The sequence below is a fragment of the Caenimonas sedimenti genome (genome assembly GCF_007833165.1).
In the GTDB taxonomy this organism is placed as follows: domain Bacteria; phylum Pseudomonadota; class Gammaproteobacteria; order Burkholderiales; family Burkholderiaceae_C; genus Ramlibacter; species Ramlibacter sedimenti.
Map to the genome: position 1 here is coordinate 123,478 of NZ_VOBQ01000003.1, position 25,486 is coordinate 148,963.

The following is a 25,486-nucleotide window of genomic DNA, read 5'->3' on the forward strand; positions in this document are numbered from 1 at the left end:
GGGCATGACCGAAGAGAAGAAGGCAGGGGTTCGCCCGGCCGGCTGGCTGAAGATCGAATCCCTCGACATCGACGCCCAGGGCGTCGCGCGCCGCGAAGATGGCAAGGTGGTGTTCGTCGATGGCGCGCTGCCCGGCGAATGGGTGACGGCCAACGTGCACCGCAAGAAGAACAACTGGGAGCAGGCGTCGCTGCTCGCCGTGCACGAGCAGTCTGCGCAACGGGTGCGGCCGCGTTGCCCGCACTTCGGGCTGCACGAGGGCGCCTGCGGGGGCTGCAAGATGCAGCACCTCCACGCAGGCGCACAGGTGGCGATCAAGCAGCGGGTGCTCGAAGACAACTTGTGGCACCTGGGCAAGGTGAAGCCCGACGTGGTGCTGCCGGCGATCGAAGGGCCGGCCTGGGGGTACCGCTGGCGGGCCCGTTTCAGCGTGCGCCACGTGCGCAAGAAGGGCGCGGTGCTGGTCGGTTTCCATGAGCGCAAGAGCCGCTACGTGGCCGACATCCGCGAATGCCATGTCGTGCCGCCTCATGTCAGCGCCTTGCTGCTGCCGCTGCGCGCCCTCATCGGTGCCATGGACGCCATCGAAACCTGCCCGCAGATCGAACTGGCCTGCGGCGACACGGTGACGGCGCTGGTGCTGCGCCACCTGGAACCCCTGAGTGCCGGCGACCTCGCGAAGCTGCGCGCTTTCGCCGCGGAGCACGCGGGCGTGCAGTGGTGGCTGCAGCCCAAGGGCCCGGACACGGTGCGCCTGCTGGACGAGGGCGGCCCTGAGCTTTCCTACGCGCTCCCTGAGTTCGGCATCACCATGCCGTTCCGGCCCACCGACTTCACGCAGGTCAACCCGCACATCAACCGCGTCCTGGTGGACCGCGCGGTGCGCCTGCTGGGGGTCGAGCGCGGCGAGCGGGTGATCGACTGGTTCTGCGGCCTCGGCAACTTCACCTTGCCGCTGGCCACCCGCGCGGGCGAGGTGCTCGGCATCGAAGGCAGCGAGGCGCTGGTGGCGCGCTCACGCGAGAACCTGGCCTTCAACCAGGTCGGGCGGGGCACTGCGCCATTGGCGCCGACCACCTTCGCGGCCCGCAACCTGTTCGAGATGACCCCGCAACAACTGGTGGCGGACGGTACGGCCGACCGCTGGCTGGTGGATCCGCCGCGCGAAGGCGCATTCGCGCTGGCCAAAGCGGTCGCCGACTTGCACCAGGATGCTGCCCTGCGCGGCGCCTGGGCACCGCCGAAGCGGATCGTCTACGTGAGCTGCAACCCGGCCACGCTGGCGCGCGACGCCGGCCTGCTGGTGCACCAGGGCGGCTACCGCTGCAGCGCGGCGGGCGTGGTGAACATGTTTCCTCACACCGCGCACGTGGAGTCGATGGCGGTGTTCGACTTGGAGCCGCAATGAAAACGGGGCCCGAAGGCCCCGCTTTTTCAGGTCAGGCGCAGATCAGTCGTCACCGCTGGTGAGTCCCAGGATCGCCAGCAGGCTCTGGAACACGTTGAAGATGTCCAGGTACAGCGCCAGGGTGGCGGTGATGTAGTTGGTCTCGCCGCCGTCGATGATCTGCTTCAGGTCGTACAGCATGTACAGGCTGAAGATGCCGACGCACAGCGTGCTGATGACCAGCATGCCCATCGACGAGCCGACGAACACGTTGATGATGCCGCCCACCAGCACCACCAGCGCGCCGACGAACAGCCACTTGCCCATGCCGGAAATGTCGCGCTTGATCACCGACGCGACGCTGGCCATCACGAAGAACACGCCGGCGGTGCCGCCGAAGGCCGTCATGACCAGGCTGGCGCCGTTGTTCAGGCCGAGCACCGCGGCGATCAGCCGGGACAGCATCAGGCCCATGAAGAAAGTGAAGGCCAGCAGGATGGGCACGCCGGCCGCTGAATCCTTGGTCTTGTGGATGGCGTACATGAAGCCGAAGGCGCCGCCCAGGAAGACGATCAGGCCCAGCCCGCCGGAAAGTCCGCGGGTGATGCCGGTCGCCACGCCGATCCACGCGCCGAGCACGGTGGGGATCAGGCTGAGGGCCAGCAGCCAGTACGTGTTTCGCAGGACACGGTTGCGCGTTTCCTGCGACGAGACTGCGTTGCCGTAGTCTAGGTTGGTGTCTTGGACGTGGTCGGTCATGGTTAGGCCTCCTTTGCCTTCAGGCAGTTAGATGGGCGCATTCTAGGTTGGTTCAAGGCTGGGTTGGCAAGGGGTATCCGCCAATCGGCGTAGTTCCGGGGCGTTATGCTTGTCGCTTTCCCCGCGAAACGCCCCAGCATGAAGAACAAAGCCACCCTGGAACTGGCCGACGTCAAGGCCATCGCCGCCGCCGCCGAGGCCGAAGCGCTGAAAAACCAGTGGGCCGTGAGCATCGCCATCGTCGATGACGGTGGCCACCTGCTCTGGCTGCAGCGCCTGGATGGCGCCGCGCCGATTTCGGCCCAGATCGCGCCGGCCAAGGCCCGGACGGCGGCGCTGGGCCGCCGCGAGAGCAAGGTCTACGAGGACATGATCAATGGCGGAAGGGTGTCGTTCCTGAGCGCGCCCGGCCTGGAAGGCCTGCTGGAAGGCGGCGTGCCGGTCCTGAAAGACGGCCAGTGCCTGGGCGCCGTGGGCGTGAGCGGCGTGAAATCCACCGAGGACGCCCAGATCGCGCGGGCCGGCATCGCTGCGCTCGGCCTCTAAAAAAGCCGTGGCGGCTACTTGGTGAGGATCAGCTTGCCCAGCCGCGTCGATTGCAGCCGATAGACCTCGCCGTTGTGCGCGATCTCGACGATGCGGCGGCCGCGCAGCAGCTGGTCGCTGGGCATCGGCAGCTGGCGCGCGGCAAGCTCCTTGGAGGCGCCGTCCGCCGGCGCCTCTGCGCCCTGCGGACCACGGTTGATTCCGGCGGATGGGGTGTTCATTGGGGCTTCGGCTCCGTGATGAATCCGATCTTGCGCAGGCCCGATCGCTGGGCCGCGGCCAGGGCTTGCGCCACCCGGTCGTAGCGGGCTTCCTTGTCGCCGCGGATGTGCAGTTCCGGCTGCGGCTCGCGCCGCCCTTCCGCGGCGAGCCGTGCGAACAGGTCCGCTTCTGCCAGGGGTTGCTCGTTCCAGAAGTACTGGCCCGTGGCGTCCACCGACAGCCGGATGGAATCAGGCTTGGCGTCCTGCGGCGTGCTGTTGGCACGCGGCAGGTCGACGGCCACCGAGTGCTTCATGACCGGCACCGTGATGATGAAGATGATGAGCAGGACCAGCATCACGTCCACCAGGGGCGTCATGTTGATCTCGTTCATGACGTCGTCGATCTCGTCCTGCGTGCCGAAAGCCATGTCAGGCCCCCTTCTTCATGGGAACGACCTTGGTCGTCCCGCTGCTGGAAACGCGCGAGCCTGTCACGAAGTAGGCGTGCAGGTCGTGGGCGAAGCGGTTCAGCTTGAACAGCACGCTCTTGTTGCCCCGGACGAGCGCGTTGTAGCCCAGCACCGCGGGAATGGCGACCGCCAGGCCCAGCGCCGTCATGATGAGCGCCTCGCCGATCGGACCGGCCACCTTGTCGATCGTCGATTGGCCGGACACCCCGATGGCGAGCAGGGCGTGGTAGATGCCCCAGACCGTGCCGAACAGGCCGATGAAGGGGGCGGTCGAACCCACGGAAGCCAGGATGGCCAGGCCCGACTGCAGGCGGGCCGTCGACTCGTCGATCGAGTTGCGCATCGTGCGGGTGAGCCATTCGCTCGCGTCGAGCGAATCGTGCAGCTGAGGCTGCGCATTGTGATGCGCGATGGCCTCGCGGCCTTCGAGGGCGAGCGTGCGATACGGATTGGCGGGATCGGTGCCCAGCTTGTTCAGCCCGTCCGCGAAGTCGGCGGCATGCCAGAAGCTCTCGATGCTGCGCGCCTGCTGCGCATAGCGCCGCAGGTCGAGCGCCTTGACGATGATCACCATCCACGAGGCGAGCGACATGCCGAGCAGCAGGATGGCGACGCCCCGGGAGACGAAGTCCCCCTGGTTCCAGAGGTTGATCAGGCCGAATTCGGTGTTCATTTCTTGTTGGTTACTCCAGGACGAAAGCGACGGGAGCGTCTTTCCACATGGCTTGCGGGACGCCGTTGACGGTGCCGGGCTTGTAGCGGCACTTCATCACGTATTCGAGTGCGGACTTGTCGAGCCGGTCGAAGCCGCTCGACTTCTTCAGTTCCGCGTTGCGCGGCAGACCGTCGGCGCCGATCAGCACGCGCACGATGACGGTGCCTTGCTCGCCCAGCCGCTTGCTCACAGGCGGATAGGTGGCCTTCGGGTTCTGCAGGTAATCGGCGTCGCTCGACGGCATTTCCACCTTGGGGGGTGGCGGAGGAGGGGCGGGCGGCGCTGGAGCCACCGCGACGGGCGCGGCCATGGGCGGCGGGGGCGGCTGCGGTTCGACGACCCCGGTCGGCGCATTCGGCGCCGGCGGCAGATCGGGTAGCGCCACCGGTTGCGGCGCGGGCGGTGGCGTCGGCGTGGTCTTGCGCTTCACGACCGGTTGCGGCACCGGCTCCGGTGGCTTGGGCACAGGCAGCGGCTCGATCTTCGGTTCGGGCGGTTGGATGATCTCGCTCAGCAGCGCGACCGGCACGATGACTTCGACCGCGCGCCGCAGCAGGCCGCTCTGCAGCGCCCAGAGGGCGCCGACGTGGAACAGCACGACGCCGCCGGCGATGACGACATTGCGGGAGAGGCGGGGCATCCGCGAAGGATAGGGAGAAAGGGCCGACATGGCGCGTGGGGCGGTGCGGTGCGCGTCAGGGGCGGTCAGAGAACGCCCACCAGGCGGCGCCCAGGACGAGGATCAGGCCGGCGCCGAGGACGAGGAGGTGGGCCATGCGGCGCTTTCCCGGATGCTGGGAGCGAGCTGGACCACCGAGGTGTCGTAGTGCAGCGCGGCCACGGGATGGTGGGCGCTGCATTGGGCCATCACTTCGCGGGCACAGCTTTCGCACTGGCCGCATTGCGTGGCGACACCCAGCTCGAACTGGATGTCGTCGAAACTCATGCCCGCCCGCGCATGGCGGACGATTTCGCGGTCGGAGACGCGGCGGCAGACGCAGACGATCATGGTTCGGTTTGGCTGGCAGGTTGAGACTGGCGCCAGTATAAATGCGAATCGCTCGCATTTGCAATCACTGGATGATTTCAAGGGCTTTCCGGAGCGAGCAGTCCACGCGACGCGGCAGCCGGGCGCCGGATGCCGCATTGCGCCATGGCGATCGCCAGCTCGTCGCGCAACAGCCGCAGTACATGGGCGGCGCCGGCCGCGCCGGCCGTGCCGAGCCCATGCAGGACGGGGCGCCCGATGAGCACGGCCGAGGCGCCAAGGGCGAGCGCCTTCAGCACGTCGGTGCCCCGCTGCAGGCCACCATCCACCAGCAGCGGCAGGGTGCCGCCGACGGCATCGGCGACGGCCCGCAAGGCGGTGGCGGACGCGATGGCGGTGTCCAGGTTGCGACCACCGTGGTTGGACACGATGAGCCCCTGCACACCGCTGCGAACCGCTTCTCGGGCGTCTTCCGGATGCAGCACGCCCTTCAACAGCAAGGGCAGCGTGGTTTCCGACAGCAGCCAGGCGACGTCGTCCCAGGTCGGAGCGGCTGCCAGCAGCCCGCCGGCATCATGGTGCGCCGGCGGCGGCAGATGCACCGCCGCGACACCCGCCGGGAGGCGAAAGGCGGCATGCGGAGCCCGGAAGCTGGCGTCGACCGTGAGGACAATCGCCTCGTAGCCGGCGGCCTCTGCCTGCCGCACCAGCCGCAGGGTGGCGGCGCGGCCACCCTGCATGTAGAGCTGGAACCAGAGCGGACCCCGAGTGACGTCGTCGCGGACGGCCTGCGAAACCTGCTGCATGGGCATGCTCGTCTGCGTGCTCAGCACCATCCCCACGCCCTGGGCGGCAGCGGCGAGCACCGTGGCGAGTTCGCCATCGGCGTGTACCAGTTTTTGCAGGGCCATCGGCGCCACGAGGAGGGGCGTCGGCCAAGTCCGGCCGAGCAGCTCGACCGTCAAGTCGAGGCCGCCCAGGGGCTGCAGGACGCGCGGCCAGAGCGTCATGGCGTCCCAGGCGTCGCGATTGGCCTGCCGGGTCCGGCCATCGCCAGCGGAGGCTTCGACGTAGTTCCAGGCATTCGCATCCAGGCGGGCCTGCGCATGGGTGGCATACGCCGCCGCGCTGCGGGCCGGTGGCAGTTCGGTCAGGGTGGGGACGAGGCTCATGTATCGGCCCACATGCGCAGCAGGTTGTGATACGTCCCTGTCAAAGCGACCGTGGCAGCGCTCTCGCCATGCTCGGTGCGCAGGGCCACCAGGGCATCGTCGAGCTCCAGCAGCAGCCGGCGCTGGTCGTCGCGGCGCACCATGCTTTCGACCCAGAAGAACGAGGCCAGGCGCTCGCCCCGCGTCACCGGCGTCACTTCGTGCACGCTCGTGCCCGGGTAGAGCACGGCATGGCCCGCCGGCAGCTTCACCCGTTCGGGCGAAGCGCCCGGCGAATGGATCGCCAGTTCGCCGCCGTCATAGCTCTCCGGCGCGCTGAGGAAGACGGTGCAGGACAGGTCCGTGCGCACACGCACGCCATGCTCCGCGAAGCGCACGGCACTGTCGACGTGCGGTCCGTAGTGGTTGCTGGCCCCGCGATAGCGATTGAAGCGCGGCGGAAAGAGCTTGCGAGGCAACGCGGCAGCCAGGAACCGTGGCGATCGGTCGAGTGCGGCGGTGACGAGGGATTGCAAGGCCAGTGAAGCCTCGCAGTCCGCCGGAAGCTGCTCGTTGCGCTTGGCCTGCGCGGCCTGGTCGCCGGCGCTGGCGCGGCCGTCGGACCAGGAGGCGCCGGCCAGCAGGCGCCGGGCCTGCTGGAGTTCCTCAGGCGTGAGGAGCGGGAAGGTGATGAGCATGGCGGCGGCTGTGCTCCTTGTCGGTCAGAACCGGGCGGTCAGCGAAACCTGGAACAGGCGTCCCGCCCCAGGGATGTAATGGCCGCGATAGAGCGACTCCCCATACAGCTTGTCCGTCACGTTCGTGAGGTTGGCCTTGATGGAATACATCTGGTTCACGGTGTACTCCGCCATCAGGTCCGCCGTGACGAAGGAGGGCGCTTCCCAGGCCGGCGCCGTCACGTCGGCCGGGGCCTGCTTGCTGCGGAAATTCAAGCCGCCACCGACGCGCCACTGGGGCGTGAGCTGGTAGGTCGTCCAGACCGTCCCGCTGTGCCTGGGGCTCAGGCCGGGGCGGTCGCCTTCGCGGTTGCCCACGGTGGTGGCCGTCGAGGCGGCTTTGTCCACCTTGGCGATCGGCATCCACGTGTAGGAGCCGTAGATCTCCCACCGCGGCGTCAAGCGTCCCACGACGTCGACCTCGAAGCCGGCACTGTGCCGCTTGCCGGACAGCAGCAGTCGGGTCGCCGCCGTGTCCGGATCGGTGTTGCGTTCGTTGGTCTTGGTGGAATGGAAGAGCGCCAGCCGCGTGGTGAAGCGCTTGTCGGACGTGTCCAGCTTGGCGCCGATCTCGAAGTTGCGGCTCTGCTCCGGCGGTGTGTTGGCGGACTGCGCGTTGTACGAATACGTGTCGCCCGAAGTGTTGAACGACGAGCCGTAGGAGAAGTGGAAGGAACGGAAGGCGTCGGGCTGGAACAGGACGCCGAGGCGGTGGCTCACCTCGGAGATCTGCTGGCGATAACTGGTCGTGGTCACCGGGCTCGTGGCATTGGCCGGGACGGCGAAGCTGTCATAGGCGCCATCCAGGTTGTCGTAGCGCAGGCCGGCCAGCAGCTTCCAGTGGGGCGCGACCTGCACCAGGTCCTGCGCATAGATGCCCCATGCCTTGGACACGAACTGGTTGCCCGGCCGGAACACCCGGAGGCCTTCATCGATGGACGCGCCGTCGCCAGGCGTGCCCGCCAGCGTCGGCGGCTTCACCAACGTGGGCCCGCCTTGCGCTGCCGTCAGCGCGGCGTAGACCTTCTTCTCTTCGCGGGCGGCGTCGATGCCGGTCGTCAGTTCGTGGCGGAACCCGAACGCCTGGAACTTGGTGCTCAGGTCGCTTTGCGCGTGGATGGTCTCGACGTCCTGCACCTTCAGGTTCGTGCCGCGGGTGAAGACGGTGTTCGGACCGAAGTTGCTCAGGTCCACGGCCTGGCCGCCGGGCTGCTGCGCGGCGGGGGCGAAGCGGATGGTGGCGGCGCGCTGGTCGCGCTTGAAGTCGCCGGCACGGACCTGGCTCTTGAGCTCGCTGCCGTCGCCGAAGCGGTGGATATGGCCGAAGCTCGCGACCTTGGCGCCGCCGGCGCTGTAGTCGCTCGCCATGCCGTAGTAGGCGTCGGGGGCGAGGCTGCCGATGATGGTGTTGGCGGCACTGGTGTCGCTGGCGCGCGGCTTGATCCAGGGCAAGCCGTAGTTCATGCCGTTGTCGTTGTCCAGGTAGTAAAAGCTGGCGATGAATTCGTTGGCCGTGCCGATGCCCCAACGGTAGGAGCCGGCGAGGCCGTGCTTGTCGATGCTGCTGCCCGCGCCGTTGTTGTCGGCCTTGTTGACCATGGCGTTGAGCCGCAACGCCGCGTTCTCGCCGGTGTGGAAGTTGAAGTCGCCCGTGACGCGGCCATAGGAATGGGTGCTGAGCGTCGTGATCACTTCATGCTGGTTGATCAGCCGCGGCACCTTGCTCACCTGGTTGACGGCGCCGCCGGTGGAGCCGCGTCCGAACAGCATCGACGCGGAGCCGCGCAGCAGTTCGACGCGGTCCAGGTTGAAGGTGTCGCGGTCGTAGAACGCCGGGTCGCGCATGCCGTCCAGGAAGATGTCGCCGGTGCCGGCCAGCGAGAAGCCGCGCAACCGGATGTCCTCCTCGCCGCCTTCCGCGGCCAGGAAGGTGATGCCCGAGGTCTGGCGCAGGGCGTCCTTCACCGTGTCGAGGTTGCGGTCGTCCATCAGCTTTTCGGTGACCACCGTGATCGACTGCGGGATGTCCCGCAGTTCCTGCGTGCCCTTGCCGATGTTGGTGGTGGTGGCGCGCAGGGCTTCCTTGCCCTCGGGTGCTTCGGCGCGTTCCTTCACGGTCACCTGCGGCAAGGTGCGGCCTTCGGCGGGAGCGGTCTGGGCCCAGCCGCCGAAGGAGGCGGCGAGCATCATCGCGCCGAGGGGCAGGATGGCGGCTTGGGAGCCGGTACCGCCGCGAGCACGGGGGGACGTGGCGGGGGTGGTCGTCCGGATGACGGACGGGCGAGTGGCCTTGCGGCCGGAGCGAGCGGATTTTGCCAAGTTAGCCTCCAAAAAGAAGGCCTGTGCACATCAGGAACAGGCCAAAAATTGGGCTGGCTGGGCGCCGCCCCTGGAGAGCCGCGGCTTGGCTGGCCGAATACTGCTGAACCAAGTGTAACGCAAATGCGAATCTATCTCATTTGCGTCGGACTGGGGTGCCAGTCAGCGTTCGGCGAAGGCCCGCTCGATCACGAAATGTCCCGCGTGCTGCATGTTGCCCTCGGTGAAGCCCGAGGCTTCGAGCTGCGTCTTCAGGTCGCGCAGCATGGCGGGGCTGCCGCACACCATGAATCGGTCGTCCTGCAGCGACGGCGCGGGGAGGCTCAGGTCCGTATACAGCTTGCCGGACGCCATCAGCTCCGTGATGCGGCCCTCGTTGCGGAATTTCTCGCGGGTGACGGTGGGGTAGTACAGGAGCTGCTTCTTCACGTACTCGCCCAGGTACTCGTGCTCGTGCAGTTCGTGCTCGAACAGCTGCCGGTAGGCGAGTTCGGCCTGGGTGCGGCAGCCGTGCACGATGGCGACGTGCTCGAAGCGCTCGTAGGTGTCCGGGTCCTTGATCAGCGACAGGAAAGGCGCGAGCCCGGTGCCGGTGGCCAGCAGCCACAGCGTCTTGCCGGGCAGCAGGTTCTGCAGCAGCAGGGTGCCCGTGGGCTTGCGGCCCACGATCAGGTCGTCGCCGGGCTTCAGGTGCTGCAGCCGCGACGTGAGTGGCCCTTCGGGCACCTTGATGCTGAAGAACTCCAGCATCTCCTCATGGTTGGCGCTGGCAATGCTGTACGCGCGCAAAAGGGGCTTGCCGTTGACCGGCAGGCCGATCATCGTGAACTGGCCGTTGATGAAGCGGAAAGCGGTGTCGCGCGTCGTGGTGAAGGAGAAAAGCTGGTCCGTCCAGTGATGGACGGTCAGCACGCGTTCGGTCTGGAAGGCGCTCATGGCAGGGATGGCAGGCGGATGGAGACGGACCGTGATTCTGACTGCACATGAAAAAGCCGGCGCGTGGCCGGCTTCTCGGAACTGCAGCGGGCTTGCGTCAGCTCGCCTCTTCCATCTGGCTTTGCAGGTAGTTCTGCAGCCCCACCTTGGCCACCAGGTCGATCTGCGTCTCGAGCCAGTCGATGTGCTCCTCGGTGTCCTCGAGGATGCGCTCCAGGATCTCGCGCGAGATGTAATCACGCACGGATTCGCAATGGGCGATGCCGTCCTTCACGGCGGCCTGCGCGCCGCGCTCGCTCTTCAGGTCGCAGTCGAGGATCTCCGGCACGTTCTCGCCGACCATCAGTTTGCCGAGGTCCTGCAGGTTCGGCAGGGCGTCGAGGAACAGGATGCGTTCCATCAGCTTGTCGGCGTGCTTCATCTCGCCGATGGATTCCTCGTACTCCTTCTTTGCCAGGCGCGAAAACCCCCAGTGCTTGAGGATGCGGTAGTGCAGGAAGTACTGGTTGGTGGCCGTCAGCTCGTTCTTGAGCTGGGCTTGCAGGTGCTTGATGACGAGGGGATCGCCTTGCATTTTTTCTTCTCCGGATGGCTGGTGTCCCGGATTGTTGCGCAATCGATGCAGTCCATGGGCAGTCTCCCCACGCAGGCGGTGTGCCTGCGTGTGAGAAGTGTTCGCGTTCCGGAGCCGGGCTAGGCGGGTGCGCTGCTGCGGATCAGGTGGTCGAACGCACCGAGCGCGGCCTTGGCGCCATCTCCGGCGGCGATGATGATCTGCTTGAACGGCGTCGTGGTCGCGTCGCCGGCCGCGAAGACGCCCGGGACCGAAGTCTGGCCCTTCGCGTCCACCACGATTTCGCCGTAGCGCGACAGCTCCACTGTGCCCTTCAGCCATTCGGTATTCGGCACCAGTCCGATCTGCACGAAGACGCCTTCCAGGTCCACCCGTTGTTCCTCGCCGCTCGCCCGATCCTTGTAGGTGAGGCCGTCGACCTTGTCCTTCCCGGTGATGGCCGTGGTCTGCGCATTCATGACCACCGTGACGTTCGGCAGGCTGCGCAGCTTGCGCTGCAACACCTCGTCGGCGCGCAGCTTGGTGTCGAATTCGACCAGGGTGACGTGGGCGACGATGCCCGCGAGGTCGATCGCCGCTTCCACGCCGGAGTTGCCCCCGCCGATGACCGCCACGCGCTTGCCCTTGAAGAGCGGCCCGTCGCAATGAGGGCAATACGCCACGCCCTTGTTCTTGAACTCCTTCTCGCCGGGCACATTGATGTTGCGCCAGCGCGCACCCGTGGACAGGATGACGGTTTTCGCCTTGAGCGAAGCGCCGCTTTCCAGCTCGACCTTGATCAGGCCGTCCTCGGACTCCAGCGCCTTCGCGCGCTGCAGGTTCATGATGTCGACGTCGTAGTGGCGCACGTGCTCCTCGAGGGCCAGCGCAAACTTGGGCCCCTCGGTTTCCTTCACCGAGACGAAGTTCTCGATGCCGAGCGTGTCCAGCACCTGTCCGCCGAAACGCTCGGAAGCGATCCCGGTGCGGATGCCTTTGCGCGCCGCATAAACGGCTGCCGCCGCGCCTGCGGGCCCGCCGCCGACGATGAGCACGTCGAAGGGGTCCTTGGCCGCGAGCTTCTCGGCTTCACGGGCGACGGCGCCGGTGTCGATCTTGGCGACGATCTCCTCCAGGCTCATGCGCCCGGTGCCGAACATCGTGCCGTTCAGGAACACCGTGGGCACGCCCATGATCTGGCGCTCGCGGATCTCGTCCTGGAACAGGCCGCCTTCGATCATCGTGGCCTTGATGCGCGGGTTCTGCACCGCCATCAGGTTCAGGGCCTGCACGACGTCCGGGCAGTTGTGGCAGGTGAGCGAGACGTAGACCTCGAACTCGAAGTCACCTTCGAGCGCGCGGATCTGCTCGAGCAGCGCCTGCTCGACCTTGGGCGGATAGCCGCCCACCTGCAGCAGGGCCAGCACGAGCGATGTGAATTCATGCCCCATCGGCAGGCCCGCGAAGCGGGGGCCGTGGTTCTCACCGGGGCGGTTGATCGAGAAGGAAGGCGTGCGGTGCACGCCGCCTTCGGTCTCGCTGATGCGGATCAGCGGGGAACACTCCCCGATGTCCTTCAGCAAGGCCCGCATCTCGCCGGACGCGGGGGTGTCGTCGAGCGCCGCCGCAATTTCCACCGGCTGCGAGATGCGCTCCAGGTAGCTGGCCAGTTGGGCCTTGAGGCTGGCGTCGAGCATTGCGCTACCTCAGATCTTTCCGACCAGGTCGAGCGAGGGCGTCAAGGTCTTGGCGCCTTCTTCCCACTTGGCCGGGCACACTTCACCCGGGTGCGCGGCGATGTACTGCGCGGCGCGGACGCGGCGCAGCGTTTCGGTGGCGTCACGGCCGATGCCGTTGTCGTGCACTTCGATGGTCTTGATGCGGCCGTCCGGATCGATCACGAAGGTGCCGCGCAAGGCCAGGCCGGTGTCTTCGCCTTCGGTGATCAGCACCTGGAAGAAGCGCGCCAGCTGGTGGCTGGGGTCGCCGACCAGCGGGTACTGGACCTTCTTGATGGTGTCCGACGTGTCGTGCCAGGCCTTGTGGGTGAAGTGGGTGTCGGTGGACACGCCATAGATCTCCACGCCCAGCTTCTGGAATTCGGCGTAGTGGTCGGCCAGGTCGCCCAGCTCGGTCGGGCAGACGAAGGTGAAGTCGGCCGGGTAGAACACGACGACGGACCACTTGCCCTTGAAGTTGTCCTGCGTGACGGGGACGAACTTGCCTTGATGGTAGGCGGTGGCGGTGAACTCGGGGATTTGGGTGTTGATGAGGGACATTTGACTTCCTTTGTGGTTCGTTTGTTGGCGACAGGGGGTAGATTAAGGCGTAGATGAGAATTATTCCAATTCATTGACCCAATTCATTGGATTGGTTTTTCCTATCCGTTACTGGCTGGCAAGCGCGTTGGCTCGGCATTTGCGAAGATGGGGCGTGCCCTCCAAGTCCACCAATCCGCTCAACCATGCGCTGGCCGTCGGGATCGAACGGGTGGGGTTCCGCAAGTGGTATGAGCGCGAGCTGCTGAGCAGCCATGCGCACATGGTCCTGACGGTGCTGTGCACCGTGGGGCTGCTCGGCAGCTTCGAGGCGATGCGGGGCGCCTCCGAGGGGGACCGGGCGATGAACGTCATCTTGGTATTGCTCTGCGCGGCCATCGGGCTCTGGGCCCTGCGGCGCTATCTCTTCCTGCTGACGCGCGCCGAGGATGTGGCCAACCAGGCTAACTGCGGAAGTTGCGGCGAATATGGCCGCTTCAAGGTGGTGGGCACGCGCGCGGATGCAACGGATGTTTGCTGCAGCAAGTGCCGGCACTGCTGGACCATCGCCAGCGAAGCCTGACGGCCGAGGCGCCCGCCCGGACCACTAGTACTCGAGCCGCTCCGGCCGGATCTCCTGCAGGATCGTCGTGGCGATTTCCTCGATCGACTTCGTGGTCGTCGAGAGCCAGCGAATGCCTTCGCGCCGCATCATCGCCTCGGCCTCGGCCACTTCCATGCGGCAGTTCTCGAGTGAGGCGTACTTCGAGTTCGGCCGCCGTTCGTTGCGGATCTCGCACAGCCGTTCCGGCAGGATCGACAGCCCGAAGATCTTCTGTCGCTGCGCGGTCAACGCCGCGGGCAACTGGCGGCGTTCGAAGTCTTCCGGGATCAACGGGTAGTTGGCCGCCTTCAGGCCGTGCTGCATGGCCAGGTAGAGCGAAGTCGGGGTCTTGCCGCTGCGCGACACGCCGACGAGGATGACGTCGGCCTGCTCGAGGTCACGGTTCGACTGCCCGTCGTCGTGCGCCAGGCTGTAGTTGATGGCTTCGATGCGGTCGTGGTACTCCTGGCTCTTGCTGACGTCCGCGAAGCGTCCCACCCGATGGCTCGACTTCATGCCGAGCTCGATCTCGAGCGGCCGCACGAACGTGCCGAACATGTCGAGCAGCATCGCCTTGCAGCCTTCCTCGATCACCTGCAGCACTTCCACGTTCACGAGGGTCGTAAAGACCACCGGCTTGCGCCCTTCGACCTCGGCCGTGTGGTTGACCTGGCGCACGACCTGGTGCGCCTTGTCGACCGAGTCGATGAAGGGCAGGCGCACGTGCCGCGGCTTGAATTCGAACTGGGCCAGGATGGCGTTGCCGAACGTTTCGGCGGTGATGCCGGTGCCGTCGGAGACGAAGAAAACCGTTCGGGTGTGCATGGTGGTGGGGCCTACAATCGCGCCAATTATCCGAATTTCACGCGCCATGCCCCGCAGACATCGATTCGAACAACCAAAAAGCCTGCCGGCGGGGCAGGGCGCGGCGCGCTGGAGCGCAGACCCGGTTTCACTTTCTGGAGTTTTCCCATGTCTGCCCTTTTCAGCCCGACCGCCCTGGTCGTACCGTTTGAAAACCTGAGAATGACCGACGTCGAGGCGGTTGGCGGCAAGAACGCCAGCCTCGGCGAGATGATCTCCCAACTGCCCCAGGGTGTGCGCGTGCCCACGGGCTTCGCGACCACCGCGCACGCTTTCCGCCAGTTCCTGGCCCACGCCGGGCTGGCCGAGCGCATCGACACCCGCTTGAAGACCCTCGACACCGAGGACGTGCGCGCGCTCGCCGCCGCCGGTGCCGAGATCCGCGGCTGGATCGAAGCGCAACCTTTTCCCGCCGACCTGCAGGAGGCCATCGCCATGGCGTTCGCGAAGCTGAGCGCAGGGAACCCGCAAGCAAGTTTCGCGGTGCGCTCCTCGGCCACGGCCGAGGACCTTCCCGACGCCTCCTTCGCCGGCCAGCAGGAGACCTTCCTCAACGTGGTGGGCATCGAAGACGTCCTGCACAAGATGAAGGAAGTGTTCGCCTCGCTCTACAACGACCGCGCGATCAGCTACCGCGTCCACAAGGGTTTCGCCCACGCCGACGTCGCGCTGTCGGCGGGCGTTCAGCGCATGGTGCGCTCGGACCTCGGCGCCGCGGGCGTGATGTTCACCATCGACACCGAGTCGGGCTTCGACCAGGTGGTCTTCATCACGTCCAGCTATGGCCTTGGTGAGACCGTCGTCCAGGGCGCCGTCAACCCGGACGAGTTCTACGTCCACAAGCCGATGCTGGAGGCCGGCAAGCGTGCGGTGATCCGCCGCAACCTCGGCTCCAAGCTGATCCAGATGGTGTTCGCGTCCGCCGACGAGAAGGCGAAGACCGGCAAGCTGGTGCAGACCGTCGACGTGCCGCTGGAGCAGCGCAACCGCTATTCGCTCACGACGGAGGACGTCGAGGCGCTCGCGCGCTATGCGCTGGTCATCGAGAAGCACTATGGCCGCCCGATGGACATCGAATGGGGCAAGGACGGCACCGATGGCCAGCTCTACATCCTGCAGGCGCGCCCCGAGACGGTGAAGAGCCAGCAGCAGGGCAAGGCCGAGCTGCGCTACAAGCTCAAGGGCAAGGGCACCGTCCTGGCCGAAGGCCGTGCGATCGGGCAGAAGGTCGGCACGGGCCCGGTACGCCTGGTGCACAGCATTTCCGAGATGGACAAGGTGCAGGCCGGCGACGTGCTCGTCACCGACATGACCGACCCGAACTGGGAGCCGGTGATGAAGCGCGCGAGCGCCATCGTCACCAACCGTGGCGGCCGCACCTGCCACGCGGCCATCATTGCGCGCGAGCTGGGCATCCCCGCGGTCGTGGGCTGCGGCAACGCCACCGAGTTGCTGAAAGACGGGACCCTGGTCACCGTGAGCTGTGCCGAGGGCGACACAGGCTTCATCTACGACGGCCTGCTCGAGACCGAAGTGACCGAGGTCCAGCGCGGCGCGATGCCGCCCATCAAGACCAAGATCATGATGAACGTGGGCAACCCGCAGCTGGCCTTCGATTTCGCCCAGCTGCCCAACGACGGCGTGGGACTGGCGCGGCTGGAATTCATCATCAACAACAACATCGGGGTGCATCCGAAGGCCATCCTCGACTATCCGAATGTCGCGCCGGACCTGAAGAAAGCCGTCGAATCGGTCGCGCGCGGGCATGCCTCGCCGCGCGCTTTCTACGTCGACAAGGTGGCCGAAGGCATCGCCACCATCGCCGCGGCTTTCTGGCCCAAGCCGGTGATCGTCCGGCTGTCCGACTTCAAGAGCAACGAATACCGCAAGCTCATCGGCGGCAGCCGCTACGAGCCGGAGGAAGAGAACCCCATGCTGGGGTTCCGCGGCGCGGCCCGCTATGTCAGCGAGGAGTTCCGTGAGGCGTTCGCGATGGAATGCGAGGCGCTCAAGCGCGTGCGCGACGACATGGGCCTCACGAACGTCCAGGTGATGGTGCCCTTCGTGCGCACGCTCGGCCAGGCCGACCGGGTCACGCAGCTGCTGGCGGCGCAGGGCCTGAAACGCGGGCAGGACGGCCTGCAGCTGATCATGATGTGCGAGATCCCCAGCAACGCGATCCTGGCGGCGCAGTTCCTCGAGTTCTTCGATGGGTTCTCGATCGGCTCGAACGACCTCACCCAGCTCACGCTGGGCCTGGACCGGGACTCCGGTCTGGAGCTGCTGGCCGCCGATTTCGACGAGCGCGACCCGGCGGTGAAGGCCATGCTCCTGAGCGCCATCACCGCGTGCAAGGCCAGCGGCAAGTACGTGGGCATCTGCGGGCAGGGCCCGAGCGACCACCCGGACTTCGCGCAGTGGCTGGCCGACGAGGGCATCTCCTCCATCTCGCTCAACCCCGACAGCGTCATCGCCACCTGGCAGCAGCTCGCGCGCGGCTAGGCGCGGCAAGCCCCGCACTGGCGGATACCCTCTAGGGCCGCGCGCGCGGCCGATGGGATCATCCGCCACTGCCCTGCAAGGAAGAGATGGCCGCGAACCAGGACTACGCCGCGTACAAGGCCCGGCTGGCGCGCATCCTCACGCAATACGTCGTGGGGTTGTGCGCAGTGCTGGGCGTGCTGGCGTGGGCCGAGCAGAACGGCCTGTCGCGCTACTGGCTGGGCCCCATCTTCCTGTTCTCCACGGTGATGATCTACGCGGCCATCGGCATCTATGGCCGCACGACCGACGCCGAGGAGTACTACGTCGCCGGCCGGCGCATCCCGCCCTTCTACAACGGCATGGCGGCGGCCGCCGACTGGATGAGCGCGGCCTCGTTCATCAGCCTCGCGGGAGGCCTCTACCTGCAGGGCTTTTCCGGCCTGGGTGCGCAGCCCGGCGGCCTGGCCTTCGTGCTGGGATGGACGGGCGGCTTCTGCCTGGTGGCCCTGCTGGTGGCGCCCTACCTGCGCGGCCTGAAGCTGTACACGGTGCCCGACTACTTCCAGCACCGCTACGGTGGCCGCTGGCCGCGGATCATCGCCGCGCTGGCGGCCATCCTGTGCTCCTTCACCTATGTCGTCGCGCAGATCTACGGGATCGGCCTGATCGCTTCACGCCTCACCGGCGTGCAGTTCGAGATCGGCATCCTGCTCGGACTGGGCGGCGTCCTCCTTTGTTCGTTTCTCGGCGGCATGCGTGCCATCACCTGGACGCAAGTCGCGCAATACGTCGTGCTGCTGCTGGCCTTCCTGATCCCGGTGTCCTGGCTCGCCTACAAGCAGCTGGGCAATCCGCTGGCGCCGCTGGTCTATGGGGAGCAGCTGCGCAAGATCGGGGAACTGGAGAAGGCGCTGATCGACTCCCCGCAGGAAAAGCAGGTGCAGACCGAATTCCTGCGGCGGGCGGACCAGTACCGGGCCTGGCTCGCCGAGCCGGAATCCTCGTTGCGGCGCGAACGCGCCGCGGCGCAGGAAAGGATCCGCCAGCTGAAGCAGCAGAACGCCGATTCGAGCCGCATCGTCGCGGCCAACCGTGAGTTGGCGGCGCTCCCGCGCGACGTGGCGGGCGCGCGCGAGCTCTGGACCCGCGCGATGGACGAGAGCCTGGAACGCGCCAAGCCGCTGGGCGGGCTGGCGCCGCACGGACGTCCGTTCGCGGGTGACGCCGGCGGGACGCCCGAGGAACGCGCGGCATTCTCCGCGTCACGCTTGAATTTCCTGGCGCTGGTGTTCTGCCTGATGGTCGGCACGGCGGGCCTGCCGCACCTGTTGACCCGGTTCTACACCACCCCGACCGTGGCCGAGTCGCGGTACTCCGTGGCCTGGGCGCTGTTCTTCATCGTGCTGCTGTACCTGAGTGTCCCGGCGCTCGCCGTCCTGGTGAAGTTCGAGGTGATGCAGAGCCTGGTGGGCAGCAGCTTCGACAACCTGCCGACCTGGATCGTGCAGTGGGGCAAGGTGGATCCATCCCTGCTTTCAGTGAGCGACGTCAACGGCGACGGAATCGTGCAGTTCGGCGAGATCCGGCTGGGCGCGGACATCATCATGCTGGCCACGCCGGAAATCGGGGGCATGCCGTACGTGGTGTCGGGCCTGGTCGCCGCGGGTGGGCTGGCCGCCGCCTTGTCCACCGCCGACGGCCTGCTGCTCACCATCAGCAACGCGATCGTGCGCGACATCTACAGCCACGACGCCGCCCATCCCTCGACGCCCGAGCAGCGCGTCATCCTGTCCAAGTTCGCGCTGCTGGGCGTCGCGCTGATGGCCGCCCTGGTGGCCTCGCTGAAGCCTGCGGACATCCTGCCACTCGTGGCGGCGTCGTTTTCATTGGCCGCCTCGGCCTTCTTCCCGGCGATGCTGCTGGGCATCTTCTGGCCGCGCGCCACCAGGGCGGGCGCCGTGGCCGGCATGCTCGCCGGCCTGGGTGTCACGGTCGCCTACATGCTGATGAACGCGGCCAGCGTCCGGGCGCTGTTCCGGCTCGCGGGGTCCCAGACCTTGTGGTTCGGCATCCTGCCCGCGTCGGCAGGGGTGTTCGGCGTCGCCGTGGGTCTGGTGGTGACGCTGGTGGTGAGCTTGCTCGCACGCCAGTTGCATGGCGGCGCAGTGCCGGAACGCTGAGCCCTGCTTAACCCGGGCGGCGGCTCTCCATCTCGGCGGCGAATTGTGCCGCCTTGGCGCTGCCGCCGATCTGCCGCAACATCGCCTCCGCGCGTTGCAGCGCGACCTGGAACTCCTGCGGATTGCGGGTTCGTTCGATGCGCAGGCACAGTTCGTCGGCGACCGGGCCCAGCAGGTCGGACAGGCGTCGCACCGCATAACGCTGGGCTTCGAGCAAGGTCACTTGGGGGGCGGCGGCCGATGCGCCGGCATTGCCTCCGGCTGCCGGAGGGTGCGCCTTGCCTGGGCTTGCCGTGCCCCCAACGGGTTCGATGAAGCCGAGCTCGGCGAGCTGGGCCATCTGCTGTTCAGGGTCGCCAAAAATCGAGCCCAGCTTGGCCAGCTCGTCGAAGCCCCTTTTTCCATCGATCAGGATCAGCATGGATCGCAGCTTCGGCGTCAGTGCGCTGCTGCGCGTGGCAATGGCTTCGCTGCCGCTTGCCGACTTGTGATAGGTCGCTGTCTTGTCGAACATGCGAGACCTCCTTCTTCTTCTACCCAACGTACATCTGTCAGTTCAGCGTAAGTATGCGCTGTTGCCCGGCGCCGTGAAGGCCCTGGCTCGCAATACGTTGGGAAACAGCAAATTTCGCCGGGTAATCCCTATGGGGGTTTGCCGATGGGAAGGCCGCCTTGTAAGAGCACCGTAAGTCGCTGTGCAAACCATGGGTGGCGGAGACAAAGACAAGGAGCGATGTGCTCTTATTCGTGAACATCGTGAAGTTGCTGGCCGAAGTCGCCTTGCTGGCCCTGTTCGGGCAGTGGGTGCTCGGCCTCCTGGCAGGCGCGCAGCGTGAGCGCAATCTGTTCTACCAGATCTTCCAGGTCGTGACCCGTCCCCTGGTGGCCGGCGCCCGGTTCATCACGCCCAGGGTGGTGATCGACCGGCATGTTCCGATCGTCGCCTTCCTGCTGCTCTCCTTCGTGTGGATCATCGCGACGATCACCAAGATCGACATCTGCGTCAGCATCGGGGTGCACCTGTGCAAATGAGCCGGCTGCGTTACCTGGGTCTGAAGTGGCGCGCGATGGCGCTGCTGGTTTTCGCGCGCCGCCAGGAAGCGCTGGCGGTGTTCGAGCAGATGCGCGGCGAGTTCCCGCGGGATCCGTACGTGCTGGCGAGCATTGCCCACCTGCAGGCGCAGCTGGGCAACCGGGACGCCGCGCTCAGGGGCATGGACAGGTTGCTCGAGGTCGAGCCGGGCAACGGGCGCCACTGGTACAACCACGGATTCATGCTGGAAGAGGCCCAGGAGTACGGACGGGCCGAAACCGCGTTTCGCCGCGCCACCGAACTGGCGCCCGACCTGGACCGCGCCTGGTACGGCTTGGGCCTGGTGCTGATCCGCCTGCAGCGGTTCGACGAAGCCGTCATCGCGCTGAAGCGCAACACGAAATTGCAACCCATGAGCCCGTACGGCTGGTACCAGCTGGCGCGTGTTCATGTGGACCGGCACGAACCCGAGGAGGCCCGGAAGATCATCCGGCACCTGCAAGGGTTCGAGCCGAAAGTGGCCGCCCAACTGGTCCGGGAGACGGGCTTGTCCGTCCCAGACGCCAGCTGAGCGGCCACCTGAGTGGAGCGGCCCGGTTGCAGGCTGCGGCGCAAGCCGCGGGGGCTGTCATGGCAACAGGTGGAGCAGAGGGCCCCCAAGGCCCGGAAGGAGACAAGTCATGCAGATGACCGACAGGCATCGGGAGTACTGGCAGAAGAACCTTCGCATCACCGGCATCCTGCTGGCGATCTGGTTCGTCGTGACGTTCGTCGTCGGGTACTTCGCCCGCGACCTGAACTTCAATTTCTTTGGCTGGCCGTTCAGCTTCTGGATGGGCGCGCAGGGAGCCCTGGTGATCTACGTGTTGATCATCTGGTACTACGCGCACTACATGAACAAGCTGGACCAGGAATACGGCGTTGCCGAGGAGGAATGAATCATGGCTGACGCATCCGCATCCACAGGGGCCGTCACCGGCCACGCCTCCTCCAACGCCGCGTTCAAGAAGCAGCTAGGCAAGGTCTACGGCTTCTACACCGGGGGCTTCATCGCCTTCGTCATCGTCCTGGCCATCCTCGAGCAGATGGGGCTGAACCGCGACTGGATCGGCTTCATTTTCCTGCTGGCCACGATCGGCCTCTACGCGGGGATCGGGGTCATGAGCCGCACCACAGACGCGGCGGAATACTACGTCGCCGGCCGGCGGGTGCCGGCGCTGTACAACGGCATGGCCACCGGTGCCGACTGGATGTCCGCGGCGTCGTTCATCGGCATGGCGGGGACCCTGTACCTGACGGGCTACAGCGGCCTGGCATTCATCATGGGCTGGACGGGCGGCTACGTGCTGGTGGCGCTTTTCCTCGCACCGTACCTGCGCAAGTTCGGGCAGTTCACCATCCCCGACTTCCTGGGTGAGCGCTACGGCGGCAACGTCCCGCGCTTCATCGGCATCTTCGCGGCCATCCTCTGTTCCTTCACCTACGTGGTGGCGCAGATCTACGGCGTCGGGCTGATCACCACCCGCCTCACCGGCGTGGGTTTCGAGATCGGAATTTTCCTGGGCCTCGGCGGCATCCTGGTCTGCTCCTTCCTGGGTGGCATGCGCGCGGTGACCTGGACCCAGGTGGCGCAGTACATCATCCTGATCATCGCGTACCTGATCCCCGTGATCTGGCTCTCCGTCAAGCAGACCAGTGTCCCCATTCCGCAGCTGGTGTACGGCTACCAGCTGGAGAAGGTGACCGCCAGGGAAGCCCAGCTGATCGCCGACCCCAAGGAGCTCGAAGTTCGCAAGGTGTACGCGGACCGTGCGGTGGCCCTGGGCGAAAAGCTGAAGGCCCCGGGCGCGGCGCTGGCCGCGGACAAGGCGGCAGCCGAGAAGAAGGTGGCCGATCTGACCGCCGCCAACGCGTTGGCTTCCGAAGTGGATGCGGCGAAAAAGGCACTGGCCGCCGTGCCCAAGGACGAGGCGGCGGCCGTGAAGGCCTGGACGGCGGCCCGCACCGCGGCGATCGCCAAGGACAAACCGCTAGGCGGCATGCCGCGCCACGGAGCCATCTTCGCCGGGGACCCGAACGGCGACGCGGCGGCCAAGACGGCGTACGACACGTCGCGGCGAAACTTCCTCGCGCTGATCTTCTGCCTGATGGTGGGCACGGCGGCCTTGCCGCACATCCTGATGCGCTACTACACGACGCCCAGCGTCAAGGAGGCGCGCAGCTCGGTGACCTGGTCGCTGTTCTTCATCTTCCTGCTGTACTTCACGGCACCGGCCCTGGCGGTCCTCGTGAAGTACGAGATCTTCAGCACGGTGGTGGGAAGTTCGTTCGACAAGCTTCCATTCTGGATATCGGCGTGGAACAAGGTGGACGCCTCCCTGCTCTCGGTGATCGACCTGAACAAGGACGGCATCCTGCAGTTCGGTGAGATCAACATCGGCGGTGACATCGTCGTGCTGGCGACACCGGCTATCGGCGGACTGCCGTACGTCGTCTCCGGGTTGGTCGCTGCCGGCGGTCTCGCTGCCGCGCTCTCCACGGCGGACGGCTTGCTGCTGACGATCGCCAACGCGTTGAGCCATGACCTGTACTACAAGATGATCGATCCCAACGCGTCCACGGCGCGGCGCGTGACGCTGTCCAAGGTGCTGCTGCTCGTTGTCGCCCTCGCGGCCGCGTTCGTGGCTGCCCAGAAACCGGCCGACATCCTGTTCCTGGTCTCGGCGGCGTTCTCCTTCGCGGCGGCGGCGTTCTTCCCGGCGCTGGTGCTGGGGATCTTCTGGAAACGCGCCACCGGCATCGCGGCTTCGTTGGGCATGGTCGCCGGCCTGGGCATCACGTTCTACTACATGGTGACCACGCAGCCGTGGATGCGCGGCATCTTCGGCGTGACGTCGCCGGTGGAGCTGTGGTGGGGCATCCAGCCGATTTCCGCCGGTGTCTTCGGCGTGCCGCTGGGCTTTGCGGTCATCATCCTCGTGAGCCTGGTCACGCCAGCGCCCGACAAGAAGACGCAGGAGCTCATCGAGCACGTGCGTTACCCCGAACTCCGGGGAACCGCCGCGCGCGCTGTCTAGAGCGGGAAACCCGCGTGAAAGCCGCCCGGCTGGCCGGGCGGCTTTTTTTTGGGCAAACTCGGGTCCTGTCGGCAGGGAAGCGACGACGGAGGCGAAATGATCATCGGCAAGACAGACGAAGGACACCGCGTTCTCAGGGACCGCTCGGTGCAGCTGACGCCGAAGCAGCGGGCCGCATTCATCCTGATCGACGGCAAGAAGGCGCTGAACGAGGTGCTGGCGGCCACTGCTGCCGGCGGCGTGACGCGTGCGGACATCGACAAGTTGATGGAACTCGGCCTGGTGCGGGAGGTGCCCGCGGGTCTCGCGGCCATGCATGCCAACGCGGCCAAGCTGGAGGCCAAGCGTTCGGCGCGGACCCTGGAAGACCGTTTCGACGAGGCGTATCCCATCGCCACGCTGCTGACCGCGGGCCTGGGGCTGCGCAACTACCGGCTCAAGTCCGCCGTCGAGGCCACGACCAACTACATGGACCTGCTGGCCCTGGCACCGCGCATCCGGGAAGCGGTGGGCGACGAGCGTTTCGCCACCCTGGATCGGGCGCTGAACGACTAGCTCTGCGGGCGGTGCGGAAGCGACGGAAGGGCGGCCGTGAGCTTCGGGCTATAATCGCGGGCTTTGGTTCCGGCATAACAAGCCCTGCGGGCAGTTGTTAGCCTTCACCGAAACCATAGGTTTTCCCCTTGCCACACCCCAACTTCCGACGCCGGGGGTGGCTGAATCCACAAGGAGTCTCAATGCGTCACTATGAAATCGTCTTGCTGATCCACCCGGATCAAAGCGAGCAGGTTCCGGCCATGCTGGAACGCTACAAGGGCATGATCACCACCGGCAACGGCAAGGTGCACCGTGTCGAGGACTGGGGTCGCCGCCAGCTGGCCTACCAGATCAACAAGCTCGCCAAGGCCCACTTCCTGTGCATCAACATCGAGGCGGACAACGCCGTGATGAGCGAGCTGGAACACGCCTTCCGCTTCAACGACGCCGTGCTGCGCCACCTGACCGTGGTGAAGAAGAAGGCCGACACCGGCCCGTCGTCCATGATGAAGACGGTGGAACGCGAGGAAGCCCGCAAGCAGCAGCAGGCGGAGTTCCAGTCGTAATCCAGATGGGGTGAACCAGACCGTCCTGAGCGCCCGTATCGCGGAGGCTGCGGCCCTGCGCTACACCCCCGCCGGACTGCCAGCGATCGACCTGCGGCTCGAACACGAGTCGGAACTGGTCGAAGCCGGGCAGACGAGGCAGGTGAAGTTGGAGCTCAAGGCGGTGGCCTTCGGGACCGCGGCGGAGACCCTGGTGCGCCAGGCGATCGGCAGCGAATTCCGGTTCACGGGCTTCCTGGCGGCGCCGCGCAACGGCAAGCACCCGGTCCTGCACATCCAGTCATTTCAGCAAGATACTTTTTCCTAGAGGTCCCCAATGGCCACGTTCAAGAAATTCAACAAGGACAAGCGTCCGAAGCGCAACACCCAGTCGCTGCTGTTCAAGCGCAAGCGCTTCTGCCGCTTCACCGTCGCGCACGTCGAAGAGATCGACTACAAGGACATCGACACCCTGCGCGATTTCATCTCCGAGAACGGCAAGATCATCCCGGCGCGCCTGACGGGCACCCGCGCGATCTACCAGCGCCAGCTCAACTCCGCCATCAAGCGCGCGCGCTTCCTGGCGCTGCTGCCGTATTCCGACCAGCACCGCATCTGAGGACGAACACCATGCAAGTCATCCTGCTCGAAAAAGTGGTGAACCTCGGCAACCTTGGCGAGATCGTCAAGGTGAAAGACGGCTACGCCCGCAACTTCCTGATCCCGCACGGCCAGGCCCGCCGCGCCACCGAAGCCAACAAGGCCGAGTTCGAAGCCAAGCGCGTCGAACTCGAGAAGGCTGCCGCCAAGAAGCTGGCCGATTCGCAAGCCCAGGGCGAGAAGCTCTCCGGCACCACCGTCAAGGTCACGCAGAAGGCCGGCGTCGACGGCCGCCTGTTCGGTTCGGTCACCAACCACGACATCGCCGAAGAGCTGACCAAGCTCGGTTTCCCCGTCGCCAAGGCGCAGGTGCGCATGCCCACCGGCCCGATCAAGATGGTCGGCGACAGCACGGTTTCGGTGGCGCTGCACACGGATGTGGTGGTGGAGATCACGGTCACTGTCTACGGCGAAACAGCTTAACGGACGATAACGAGGCACCTGTCGGCGCCTCGTCCTTGTTCTTGTCAAGGCCGCCTC

The 25,486-nt window shown here is 66.3% G+C and carries 29 protein-coding genes; 14 read left to right on the forward strand and 15 right to left on the reverse strand.

What is annotated here, in order from left to right:
• Positions 1–4: 4 nt before the first annotated feature.
• Positions 5–1,408, forward strand: a complete 1,404-nt coding sequence (gene rlmD / locus FN976_RS03770; protein ID WP_145891130.1) for a 23S rRNA (uracil(1939)-C(5))-methyltransferase RlmD — start codon at positions 5–7, stop codon at positions 1,406–1,408.
• 42 nt (positions 1,409–1,450) lie between these two features.
• Here the strand turns inward: rlmD and FN976_RS03775 are convergent, their stop codons facing one another.
• On the reverse strand, positions 1,451–2,146 hold the full coding sequence (locus tag FN976_RS03775; RefSeq protein ID WP_145891132.1) for a Bax inhibitor-1/YccA family protein: 696 nt from the start codon (positions 2,144–2,146) through the stop codon (positions 1,451–1,453).
• Positions 2,147–2,284: 138 nt separating this feature from the next.
• Here FN976_RS03775 and FN976_RS03780 point away from each other — a divergent pair, with 138 nt between their 5' ends.
• Positions 2,285–2,692: a GlcG/HbpS family heme-binding protein gene (locus FN976_RS03780; protein WP_145891134.1), complete on the forward strand. Its 408-nt coding sequence runs from the start codon at positions 2,285–2,287 to the stop codon at positions 2,690–2,692.
• A 14-nt stretch (positions 2,693–2,706) separates the two neighbouring features.
• Here the strand turns inward: FN976_RS03780 and hemP are convergent, their stop codons facing one another.
• From hemP to ahpC, 12 genes are all read right to left on the reverse strand, one after another.
• Positions 2,707–2,913: a hemin uptake protein HemP gene (gene hemP, locus FN976_RS03785; RefSeq protein ID WP_145891136.1), complete on the reverse strand. Its 207-nt coding sequence runs from the start codon at positions 2,911–2,913 to the stop codon at positions 2,707–2,709.
• Positions 2,910–3,323 (reverse strand): ExbD/TolR family protein, encoded by a 414-nt coding sequence (locus FN976_RS03790; RefSeq protein ID WP_145891137.1) that lies wholly within the window; start codon positions 3,321–3,323, stop codon positions 2,910–2,912. Before FN976_RS03790 ends, hemP begins: the two co-directional genes overlap by 4 nt.
• Before the next feature lies 1 nt (position 3,324).
• Complete coding sequence (locus tag FN976_RS03795) at positions 3,325–4,038, reverse strand: MotA/TolQ/ExbB proton channel family protein (protein WP_145891139.1); 714 nt, start codon at positions 4,036–4,038, stop codon at positions 3,325–3,327.
• 10 nt (positions 4,039–4,048) lie between these two features.
• Entirely contained in the window at positions 4,049–4,750 is a 702-nt protein-coding gene (locus tag FN976_RS03800) for an energy transducer TonB (protein ID WP_145891141.1), read from the reverse strand.
• A 72-nt stretch (positions 4,751–4,822) separates the two neighbouring features.
• Positions 4,823–5,089 (reverse strand): (2Fe-2S)-binding protein, encoded by a 267-nt coding sequence (locus FN976_RS03805; RefSeq protein WP_145891143.1) that lies wholly within the window; start codon positions 5,087–5,089, stop codon positions 4,823–4,825.
• Positions 5,090–5,166: 77 nt separating this feature from the next.
• Positions 5,167–6,240, reverse strand: coding sequence for an alpha-hydroxy acid oxidase (locus FN976_RS03810; RefSeq protein WP_145891145.1), 1,074 nt, complete (start codon positions 6,238–6,240; stop codon positions 5,167–5,169).
• Positions 6,237–6,917, reverse strand: coding sequence for a Fe2+-dependent dioxygenase (locus tag FN976_RS03815; protein WP_145891147.1), 681 nt, complete (start codon positions 6,915–6,917; stop codon positions 6,237–6,239). Before FN976_RS03815 ends, FN976_RS03810 begins: the two co-directional genes overlap by 4 nt.
• Before the next feature lie 24 nt (positions 6,918–6,941).
• On the reverse strand, positions 6,942–9,275 hold the full coding sequence (locus FN976_RS03820) for a TonB-dependent receptor (protein ID WP_349291336.1): 2,334 nt from the start codon (positions 9,273–9,275) through the stop codon (positions 6,942–6,944).
• 162 nt (positions 9,276–9,437) lie between these two features.
• Positions 9,438–10,211, reverse strand: coding sequence for a ferredoxin--NADP reductase (locus FN976_RS03825; protein ID WP_145891149.1), 774 nt, complete (start codon positions 10,209–10,211; stop codon positions 9,438–9,440).
• A gap of 97 nt (positions 10,212–10,308) precedes the next feature.
• Complete coding sequence (gene bfr / locus FN976_RS03830; RefSeq protein ID WP_145891151.1) at positions 10,309–10,785, reverse strand: bacterioferritin; 477 nt, start codon at positions 10,783–10,785, stop codon at positions 10,309–10,311.
• A gap of 119 nt (positions 10,786–10,904) precedes the next feature.
• Positions 10,905–12,461 (reverse strand): alkyl hydroperoxide reductase subunit F, encoded by a 1,557-nt coding sequence (gene ahpF / locus FN976_RS03835; RefSeq protein ID WP_145891153.1) that lies wholly within the window; start codon positions 12,459–12,461, stop codon positions 10,905–10,907.
• A 9-nt stretch (positions 12,462–12,470) separates the two neighbouring features.
• Positions 12,471–13,043 carry an alkyl hydroperoxide reductase subunit C gene (gene ahpC, locus FN976_RS03840; RefSeq protein WP_145891155.1) on the reverse strand — a complete coding sequence of 191 codons (573 nt, stop codon included), beginning with the start codon at positions 13,041–13,043 and terminating at the stop codon, positions 12,471–12,473.
• A gap of 154 nt (positions 13,044–13,197) precedes the next feature.
• Between ahpC and FN976_RS03845 the strand changes: the two genes are divergently transcribed.
• Complete coding sequence (locus FN976_RS03845; protein WP_186510742.1) at positions 13,198–13,605, forward strand: hypothetical protein; 408 nt, start codon at positions 13,198–13,200, stop codon at positions 13,603–13,605.
• A 24-nt stretch (positions 13,606–13,629) separates the two neighbouring features.
• On the opposite strand, the gene ppsR is transcribed toward FN976_RS03845, so the two are convergent.
• Positions 13,630–14,451 (reverse strand): posphoenolpyruvate synthetase regulatory kinase/phosphorylase PpsR, encoded by an 822-nt coding sequence (gene ppsR, locus FN976_RS03850; RefSeq protein ID WP_145891159.1) that lies wholly within the window; start codon positions 14,449–14,451, stop codon positions 13,630–13,632.
• A 147-nt stretch (positions 14,452–14,598) separates the two neighbouring features.
• Between ppsR and ppsA the strand changes: the two genes are divergently transcribed.
• Entirely contained in the window at positions 14,599–16,992 is a 2,394-nt protein-coding gene (gene ppsA, locus FN976_RS03855) for a phosphoenolpyruvate synthase (RefSeq protein WP_145891161.1), read from the forward strand.
• Positions 16,993–17,078: 86 nt separating this feature from the next.
• The gene (locus tag FN976_RS03860) at positions 17,079–19,154 is read left to right on the forward strand and encodes a VC_2705 family sodium/solute symporter (RefSeq protein ID WP_145891164.1); all 2,076 of its coding nucleotides are present in this window, start codon (positions 17,079–17,081) and stop codon (positions 19,152–19,154) included.
• Positions 19,155–19,161: 7 nt separating this feature from the next.
• Here the strand turns inward: FN976_RS03860 and FN976_RS03865 are convergent, their stop codons facing one another.
• Positions 19,162–19,668 (reverse strand): hypothetical protein, encoded by a 507-nt coding sequence (locus tag FN976_RS03865; protein ID WP_145891166.1) that lies wholly within the window; start codon positions 19,666–19,668, stop codon positions 19,162–19,164.
• 233 nt (positions 19,669–19,901) lie between these two features.
• Here FN976_RS03865 and FN976_RS03870 point away from each other — a divergent pair, with 233 nt between their 5' ends.
• From FN976_RS03870 to rplI, 9 genes are all read left to right on the forward strand, one after another.
• Positions 19,902–20,186 (forward strand): hypothetical protein, encoded by a 285-nt coding sequence (locus FN976_RS03870; protein ID WP_255440109.1) that lies wholly within the window; start codon positions 19,902–19,904, stop codon positions 20,184–20,186.
• A complete protein-coding gene (locus FN976_RS03875) occupies positions 20,183–20,758 on the forward strand; it encodes a tetratricopeptide repeat protein (RefSeq protein ID WP_145891170.1) in 576 nt (191 codons plus the stop codon). The genes FN976_RS03870 and FN976_RS03875 overlap by 4 nt, the downstream gene beginning before the upstream one ends.
• A 109-nt stretch (positions 20,759–20,867) precedes the next feature.
• Entirely contained in the window at positions 20,868–21,125 is a 258-nt protein-coding gene (locus FN976_RS03880) for a DUF4212 domain-containing protein (protein WP_145891171.1), read from the forward strand.
• Between the two features lie 3 nt (positions 21,126–21,128).
• Entirely contained in the window at positions 21,129–23,264 is a 2,136-nt protein-coding gene (locus FN976_RS03885; protein WP_145891173.1) for a sodium:solute symporter family protein, read from the forward strand.
• 96 nt (positions 23,265–23,360) lie between these two features.
• Complete coding sequence (locus FN976_RS03890) at positions 23,361–23,819, forward strand: hypothetical protein (protein WP_145891175.1); 459 nt, start codon at positions 23,361–23,363, stop codon at positions 23,817–23,819.
• 182 nt (positions 23,820–24,001) lie between these two features.
• Positions 24,002–24,367 carry a 30S ribosomal protein S6 gene (gene rpsF / locus FN976_RS03895; RefSeq protein ID WP_145891177.1) on the forward strand — a complete coding sequence of 122 codons (366 nt, stop codon included), beginning with the start codon at positions 24,002–24,004 and terminating at the stop codon, positions 24,365–24,367.
• A gap of 10 nt (positions 24,368–24,377) precedes the next feature.
• Positions 24,378–24,674 carry a primosomal replication protein N gene (priB, locus tag FN976_RS03900; RefSeq protein WP_145891179.1) on the forward strand — a complete coding sequence of 99 codons (297 nt, stop codon included), beginning with the start codon at positions 24,378–24,380 and terminating at the stop codon, positions 24,672–24,674.
• Between the two features lie 9 nt (positions 24,675–24,683).
• On the forward strand, positions 24,684–24,965 hold the full coding sequence (gene rpsR, locus FN976_RS03905) for a 30S ribosomal protein S18 (protein WP_145891180.1): 282 nt from the start codon (positions 24,684–24,686) through the stop codon (positions 24,963–24,965).
• 11 nt (positions 24,966–24,976) lie between these two features.
• Entirely contained in the window at positions 24,977–25,429 is a 453-nt protein-coding gene (rplI, locus tag FN976_RS03910; RefSeq protein ID WP_145891182.1) for a 50S ribosomal protein L9, read from the forward strand.
• Positions 25,430–25,486: the final 57 nt, after the last annotated feature.

Coding starts and splice junctions, on each gene's coding strand:
- FN976_RS03815 (WP_145891147.1), bottom strand. CDS start 6,917: ATGCTCATCACCTTCCCGCTCCTCACGCCTGAGGAACTCCAGCAGGCC.
- rpsR (WP_145891180.1), top strand. CDS start 24,684: ATGGCCACGTTCAAGAAATTCAACAAGGACAAGCGTCCGAAGCGCAAC.
- ppsA (WP_145891161.1), top strand. CDS start 14,599: ATGTCTGCCCTTTTCAGCCCGACCGCCCTGGTCGTACCGTTTGAAAAC.
- FN976_RS03875 (WP_145891170.1), top strand. CDS start 20,183: ATGAGCCGGCTGCGTTACCTGGGTCTGAAGTGGCGCGCGATGGCGCTG.
- ahpC (WP_145891155.1), bottom strand. CDS start 13,043: ATGTCCCTCATCAACACCCAAATCCCCGAGTTCACCGCCACCGCCTAC.
- FN976_RS03775 (WP_145891132.1), bottom strand. CDS start 2,146: ATGACCGACCACGTCCAAGACACCAACCTAGACTACGGCAACGCAGTC.
- ppsR (WP_145891159.1), bottom strand. CDS start 14,451: ATGCACACCCGAACGGTTTTCTTCGTCTCCGACGGCACCGGCATCACC.
- FN976_RS03780 (WP_145891134.1), top strand. CDS start 2,285: ATGAAGAACAAAGCCACCCTGGAACTGGCCGACGTCAAGGCCATCGCC.
- rlmD (WP_145891130.1), top strand. CDS start 5: ATGACCGAAGAGAAGAAGGCAGGGGTTCGCCCGGCCGGCTGGCTGAAG.
- FN976_RS03810 (WP_145891145.1), bottom strand. CDS start 6,240: ATGAGCCTCGTCCCCACCCTGACCGAACTGCCACCGGCCCGCAGCGCG.
- FN976_RS03790 (WP_145891137.1), bottom strand. CDS start 3,323: ATGGCTTTCGGCACGCAGGACGAGATCGACGACGTCATGAACGAGATC.
- FN976_RS03865 (WP_145891166.1), bottom strand. CDS start 19,668: ATGTTCGACAAGACAGCGACCTATCACAAGTCGGCAAGCGGCAGCGAA.
- FN976_RS03795 (WP_145891139.1), bottom strand. CDS start 4,038: ATGAACACCGAATTCGGCCTGATCAACCTCTGGAACCAGGGGGACTTC.
- hemP (WP_145891136.1), bottom strand. CDS start 2,913: ATGAACACCCCATCCGCCGGAATCAACCGTGGTCCGCAGGGCGCAGAG.
- FN976_RS03890 (WP_145891175.1), top strand. CDS start 23,361: ATGATCATCGGCAAGACAGACGAAGGACACCGCGTTCTCAGGGACCGC.
- bfr (WP_145891151.1), bottom strand. CDS start 10,785: ATGCAAGGCGATCCCCTCGTCATCAAGCACCTGCAAGCCCAGCTCAAG.
- rpsF (WP_145891177.1), top strand. CDS start 24,002: ATGCGTCACTATGAAATCGTCTTGCTGATCCACCCGGATCAAAGCGAG.
- FN976_RS03825 (WP_145891149.1), bottom strand. CDS start 10,211: ATGAGCGCCTTCCAGACCGAACGCGTGCTGACCGTCCATCACTGGACG.
- ahpF (WP_145891153.1), bottom strand. CDS start 12,461: ATGCTCGACGCCAGCCTCAAGGCCCAACTGGCCAGCTACCTGGAGCGC.
- FN976_RS03805 (WP_145891143.1), bottom strand. CDS start 5,089: ATGATCGTCTGCGTCTGCCGCCGCGTCTCCGACCGCGAAATCGTCCGC.
- FN976_RS03880 (WP_145891171.1), top strand. CDS start 20,868: ATGCAGATGACCGACAGGCATCGGGAGTACTGGCAGAAGAACCTTCGC.
- FN976_RS03800 (WP_145891141.1), bottom strand. CDS start 4,750: ATGTCGGCCCTTTCTCCCTATCCTTCGCGGATGCCCCGCCTCTCCCGC.
- rplI (WP_145891182.1), top strand. CDS start 24,977: ATGCAAGTCATCCTGCTCGAAAAAGTGGTGAACCTCGGCAACCTTGGC.
- FN976_RS03885 (WP_145891173.1), top strand. CDS start 21,129: ATGGCTGACGCATCCGCATCCACAGGGGCCGTCACCGGCCACGCCTCC.
- FN976_RS03860 (WP_145891164.1), top strand. CDS start 17,079: ATGGCCGCGAACCAGGACTACGCCGCGTACAAGGCCCGGCTGGCGCGC.